4 protein-coding genes and 3 pseudogenes are annotated in these 5646 nt (G+C 54.0%); 4 read left to right on the top strand and 3 right to left on the bottom strand.

Annotated features, from left to right (window positions below):
- Positions 1–1406, bottom strand: a 1406-nt coding sequence (gene tkt, locus QZ506_RS15260) for a transketolase (protein WP_291972179.1), incomplete at its 3' end; no start/stop codon positions are given.
- A 371-nt stretch (positions 1407–1777) separates the two neighbouring features.
- Between tkt and QZ506_RS15255 the strand changes: the two are divergent.
- A pseudogene (locus QZ506_RS15255) lies at positions 1778–2529 on the top strand (M48 family metallopeptidase).
- An 86-nt stretch (positions 2530–2615) separates the two neighbouring features.
- Here QZ506_RS15255 and QZ506_RS15250 read toward each other — a convergent pair.
- Positions 2616–2931, bottom strand: a pseudogene (locus QZ506_RS15250) (IS1 family transposase).
- On the opposite strand from QZ506_RS15250, the gene QZ506_RS15245 reads away from it, so the two are divergent.
- Positions 2851–3045 (top strand): hypothetical protein, encoded by a 195-nt coding sequence (locus tag QZ506_RS15245; RefSeq protein ID WP_291972183.1) that lies wholly within the window; start codon positions 2851–2853, stop codon positions 3043–3045. The pseudogene QZ506_RS15250 and the gene QZ506_RS15245 overlap by 81 nt on opposite strands.
- Here the strand turns inward: QZ506_RS15245 and QZ506_RS15240 are convergent.
- Positions 2962–3291: pseudogene (locus QZ506_RS15240) on the bottom strand (ATP-binding protein); the annotation flags it as partial. The gene QZ506_RS15245 and the pseudogene QZ506_RS15240 sit on opposite strands and share 84 nt — an antisense overlap.
- A 189-nt stretch (positions 3292–3480) precedes the next feature.
- On the opposite strand from QZ506_RS15240, the gene istA reads away from it, so the two are divergent.
- A complete protein-coding gene (gene istA / locus QZ506_RS15235; RefSeq protein WP_291972181.1) occupies positions 3481–5010 on the top strand; it encodes an IS21 family transposase in 1530 nt (509 codons plus the stop codon).
- Between the two features lie 13 nt (positions 5011–5023).
- The coding region (locus QZ506_RS15230) for an ATP-binding protein (RefSeq protein WP_291972178.1) at positions 5024–5646 on the top strand (623 nt) is incomplete at its 3' end.

The raw sequence follows: 5646 nt of genomic DNA, 5'->3' as shown, positions 1-5646 counted from the left end.
TCTTCACCCAGACCGATGGCGTCATGGGTATAGACGTAGATACTGCGGACTTTCATCAGTGCGGCCATGCGCACCGCGTTACGGGCATATTCCACAAACATCAGGAAGGTTGCGGTATACGGCAGGAAGCCGCCGTACAGCGCCAGACCGTTGGCGATGGCGGTCATGCCGAACTCGCGCACCCCGTAGTGGATGTAGTTGCCCGCCGGGTCTTTATCCAGCGAAACCGAGCCGGACCAGATGGTCAGGTTGCTCGGTGCCAGGTCGGCAGAGCCGCCGAGGAATTCCGGCAGCAGTTTGCCGTAGGCTTCCAGCGCGTTCTGCGAGGCTTTGCGGCTGGCAATTTTTGCAGGGTTGGCTTGCAGGTCTTCAATGAATTTCTGGGCATCACCCTGCCAGTTGGCCGGCAGGTCACCGACGGTACGGCGTTTGAATTCGGCAGCCAGTTCCGGATAGGCTCTGGCATAGGCGGCAAACGTCTCGCTCCAGACGCTCTCTTTCTGCGCGCCAGCGGCTTTGGCATCCCAGGCGGCATAGATTTCAGCGGGGATATCAAACGGCGGGTATTTCCAGCCCAGTTGTTCACGTGAAGCGGCCACTTCGGCGTCACCCAGCGGCGCACCGTGGGAATCGTGAGTACCGGCCTTGTTCGGTGAGCCGAAACCAATCACGGTTTTGCACATCAGCAGGGACGGTTTGTCCGTCACTGCGCGCGCCTGTTCGATAGCGCGGATGATGGCATCGGCGTCATGGCCGTCTACCCCACGCACCACGTGCCAGCCGTAGGCCTCAAAACGTGCTGCGGTGTCATCGGTAAACCAGCCTTCCACGTGACCGTCAATGGATATGCCGTTGTCATCATAGAATGCCACCAGCTTGCCCAGCTTCAGGGTACCGGCCAGCGAACACACCTCGTGGGAGATGCCTTCCATCATGCAGCCATCACCCATGAAGACGTAGGTGAAGTGGTCAACGATATCGTGACCCGGACGGTTGAACTGCGCTGCCAGCGTGCGTTCTGCCAGCGCCATGCCGACCGCGTTGGCAATGCCCTGCCCGAGCGGGCCGGTGGTGGTTTCCACGCCGTCGGTGTAGCCGTACTCCGGGTGACCCGGGGTTTTGGAATGCAGTTGCCGGAAGTTCTTGAGCGCTTCAATCGGCAGGTTGTAGCCGGTGAGGTGCAGCAGACTGTAGATGAGCATGGAAGCGTGACCGTTGGAGAGGACGAAACGGTCGCGGTTGGCCCAGTGGGGGTTAGCCGGGTTGTGATTAAGGTAATCGCGCCACAGGACTTCGGCGATATCTGCCATACCCATGGGTGCGCCCGGGTGACCGGATTTGGCTTTTTGCACGCCATCCATGCTGAGTGCGCGGATGGCGTTGGCAAGTTCTTTACGAGAGGACATGCTTTACTCCAGATCGGATTGAACAGATGTCTTTCAAAACATACGTTTAACAATCAATACGTTATCCAGGAAGAACAAAGAGAGATTGCTATAAATGTACATGAAAATGCGGGCGATTGCACATGGAACCCCATTGGCGAAATAAGAGGATTTCATGGCTATTTTGCGCCAAACAGGATTTTAACTATCATACATGCAACAAAGCCTACTGAAAGTGCGAGTGAATTCGCCGTTTTCCGATATTAAGACCATTCGCTTTCCTCTATGTTAAAACCGAGTTTCATCATAGTGGTCGATAAAAAAGAACATCTTTTCTGCCTTTTCGTAAGCAGAACCTGCATGTGTCTGAAAACCAGTGAGGAAAAAAGGGTATGAGGATCAGAACACCGCTGTTAACTCTGACTATCACTAGCCTGCTGAGCGGCTGCCAAAACCTGGATAACAATACGCTGATGCAATCTGGGGTGCAGGCGTTTCAGGCAGCAACACTGAGTGACGCGCAAGTCAAAACGCTCAGCGAACAGTCTTGTGCACAAATGGATAAAGAGGCCAACATCGCTCCTGCCGACAGCAACTATACAAAACGACTGAACAACATCGCAGATGACCTTGGGCACGATATCAATGGCACTCCCGCCAACTATAAGGTGTACCAGACTAAAGACGTGAACGCCTGGGCAATGGCCAATGGATGTATTCGCGTCTACAGCGGGCTAATGGATATCATGACGGACAATAAAGTCGAAGGCGTGCTTGGGCGTGAAATGAGGCACGTGGCTTTGGGGCACAGCCGTAAGGCGATGCATGTAGCCTATGCCACCAGCGCGGCCGCACTGCCGTCGCCTCGGCAGGCGGCGTGGCGACCTCGTTATCGCAATCCCAGTTGGCTGATATGGGAGAACAATTGGTTAATGCCCAGTTTTCTCAAACGCAAGAGTGTCAGGCCGACGACTACTCTTTCTACTTGCTAAAACGGCGCGGCATCGACCAACAAGGGTTAGCCAGCAGCTTTGAAAAATTGGCCAAACTGGATGCGGGCCGACAAAGCAGCATGTTTGATTCACACCCTGCCGCCGAAGAACGCGCACAACACATTCGCGATCATATCGCAGCAGGCAAGTAACCCAACCGATACTCTCACCGCAGCGAGGTATCACATCGGTACGTCGCTGCAATTATCGGTCGTGTATTCAATGAGTTGATGTAGCATCAAACGTAGTACTCGCGTTCGATGTAAGTACCGATGATCCTATCGTGCATTTCGGATGATTTTGAATATCCGAGCGTATTGCGATTGAGCCGTTGCAATCGGTTACGCAGTGTCAGATGTGCACGCTCAATACGCTGTGTATACAGCTTGCTAACAATGTTTTTTACTTTTGGAAGTTCGTCGTTGTAAGCCCTGTAGCCATCCTCGTTTGCATGACTGACGACGGTAACGCTGATGGCCACTTTTGCCATAACCGTGTTTTTTCACAGGAGATGTCTGTTCACAAAACGGGCATCTTACATCAACTTTAGCCACTGTATTCCACATCCAAAACCAGACATTTCACAATGCAATCAACATATTGAATACACGACCGGGATAATTCACTTTAGCCCGCGTACGGGAAATAACGATTTCGCCGGCCTCTAACGGTTCTCGCAGGGCATCCAGTACACGCCGCTCGAACTCGGGTAACTCATCGAGGAACAGGATGCCATTGTGCGCCAATGAGATCTCTCCCGGTTTTGGCAGTCCGCCACCACCTACCAATGCCGTCGTGGATGCGCTGTAGTGCGGTGCTCGAAAGGTGCGGGTATGCCACAAGCCCAGCGTCATATCTGTAGCGCTCACCAGGCTGTTAATGGCGGCCACCTCCAGTGACTCTTCATTGCTCAACGTGCATGTTCGCATCGTGATCGATCAGTGATTCGCATGACAATCGATCACGATTTCGCATGAAAGGTCGATCACTGATTCGCGTCGTATCGATCACTCCGGGACTTAACTCTTTTAACCTCCTCTCCATTCGCAGTTTCTACTGAAATGGAGATAACGATGGCCAGAAAGAGAAAAAGCAGGAGTCCCATGGAGACCTGTCTTCAGATCTTCAAACTCAAATTTGAGCGCAACCAGTCTAATCGCACCATCGCCGCCGCTCTTAGGGTCAGCCCTTCCACGGTGTATGAGGTACTCTACCGTTTTACCGCCGCATCTCTGTCGTGGCCATTGCCTGATACGCTCTTGCCAGAAAAACTGGAAAAGATGCTGTTCCCCACCCGCAGAATGCGCACCTCGGAGCTTATCGCGCCGGACTGGCTGTATATCGATACCGAGCTAAGACGGCCAGGGGTTACCAGGCAGCTGTTGTGGATAGAATACAGCACCGAAACCGGAGAAATGGCGCTGTGCTACTCTCAGTTCTGCCGTTGTTATCGCCAATGGAAGAAATGCCAGAAACGTTCGATGCGCCAGACCCAGTGTGCCGGTGAGAAGCTGTTCATCGACTTCTGCGGGCCCACCGTGCCGGTAGTCGACCCCGATACGGGAAATGTGCGCCGGGTCGCCATCTTCGTCGCTGTCATGGGAGCGTCAAATTACACCTATGTAGAAGCCTGCCCCGGTCAGGACATGATGAGCTGGCTCAATGCCAACAGCCACTGCCTGGCCTTCCCCGGTGGCGTTCCAGCCCTGCTGGTACCCGATAATCTGCGTAGCGCGGTGAGCAAAGCAGATCGCTACGAGCCGGTCATCAACGACAGCTATCAGTCTCTGGCCTCGCATTACAGCACGGTCGTGATGCCTGCCAGACCCTACAAACCCAAAGACAAGGCCAAAGTGGAAAACGGCGTCCTACTGGTCGAAAGGTGGTTGCTGGCGCGAATACGCAATGAAACCTTCCATACGGTACATGCGCTCAACGTCAGGCTCAGGGAGCTAATGACCGAGCTGAATAACCGCCCAATGAAAGGTTATGGGGGACAGAGCCGAGCACAGCGCTTTGCGCTGCTCGATGCGCCGTGTTTGCAGCCCTTGCCAGCCATGACATATGAATATACCGAATACCGTGCGGTAAAGGTCGCTCCGGACTATCACGTCGAATACGACCGCCACTGGTACTCCGTTCCCCATGAGCTGGTTGGTGAACGGCTGTCTGTAAAAGCCGGGCAGACGCTGGTCCAGGTCTGGCATAAGGGCCGCTGCGTGGCACAGCACCCTCGTAGCGATCAGCAGTACAGTCACACCACTAATCCGGCACACATGACGGCCAATCACCGCGGGCACAGCAGCTGGACACCTGAAAAGCTGCTGGATAATGCCGCGAGGACCGGCAAGGGGACTCGGCAGGTGGTGGAAGCGATGCTAAAGGCGAAGAATCATCCCGAGCAAGCTTATCGGGCTGTTCTCGGCCTGCTGTCGCTCCAGAAAAAATACGGTGCCGAACGGCTGGAAAAAGCCTGTGACAAGGCCTGCGGGCTGAACCATCCGGAAAGGCGTTTTATCGAGAATCTGCTGCGTCACAACAGGGAGTGCATCGGAGAAACAGTTAAAGAAAATAGAGAGTTGCAGCTTCCACTGGAGCCCGAGAATCTGCGTGGTACGAAATATTACCACTGAAAAAGGAGTCGTTATGACTGATGACCTGCTAACCAAACCCAGAGCGCTCAAGCTGTCAGCAATGACCGATGGCATGATACGCCAGCGTGAGGCACCTGGTACATACAATGAGCTGGGGTTCGCAGAACGCCTGGTGCTACTTGTCGAAGAAGAACTATTGAATCGTGAAAACAGCCGTGTTGGTCGGCTGAGAAAGCAGGCTCGGTTGCGCCACGGTGCAACCACTGAGGGTCTTTGCTATCCGGTATCCCGAGGGTTAAAGGCCGAACAGATGCGCGAGCTTCTGAACGGGCATTACATCACCCACAGCAAGAATATCCTGATAACAGGGCCAACTGGCAGCGGCAAAAACTGGGTAGGTTGTGCGCTGGGCGAGCAGGCGTGCCGCCAAAAGAGAAGCGTCCAATACTGGCGTATGGGTCGGCTGCTGGATCAGCTTGAGCAGGGGAGACTGGACGGAAGCTGGCTTAAGCAACTGAAACAGCTTCAAAAAATAGAGCTTCTTATCTTGGAAGACCTCGGTCTTGAAGTTATCACAACGCGGCAATGCAATGACTTGCTGGAAATAACGGAAGACCGATATGGGCAAACCAGTACGATCCTGATCAGCCAGTTGCCGGTGGAGCAATGGTACGG

Origin of the sequence: Candidatus Symbiopectobacterium sp. (assembly GCF_020054415.1) — a bacterium.
Taxonomy (GTDB): Bacteria; Pseudomonadota; Gammaproteobacteria; order Enterobacterales; family Enterobacteriaceae; genus Symbiopectobacterium.
Note: the sequence above shows the minus strand (reverse complement) of the source record. Positions and strands in the feature narration are given on the sequence as shown.

What these genes read in the sequence shown, in the direction of transcription:
- QZ506_RS15245 (WP_291972183.1), top strand. Translation starts at nt 2,851, where the DNA reads ATGGCCACTTTTGCCATAACCGTGTTTTTTCACAGGAGATGTCTGTTC.
- istA (WP_291972181.1), top strand. Translation starts at nt 3,481, where the DNA reads ATGGAGACCTGTCTTCAGATCTTCAAACTCAAATTTGAGCGCAACCAG.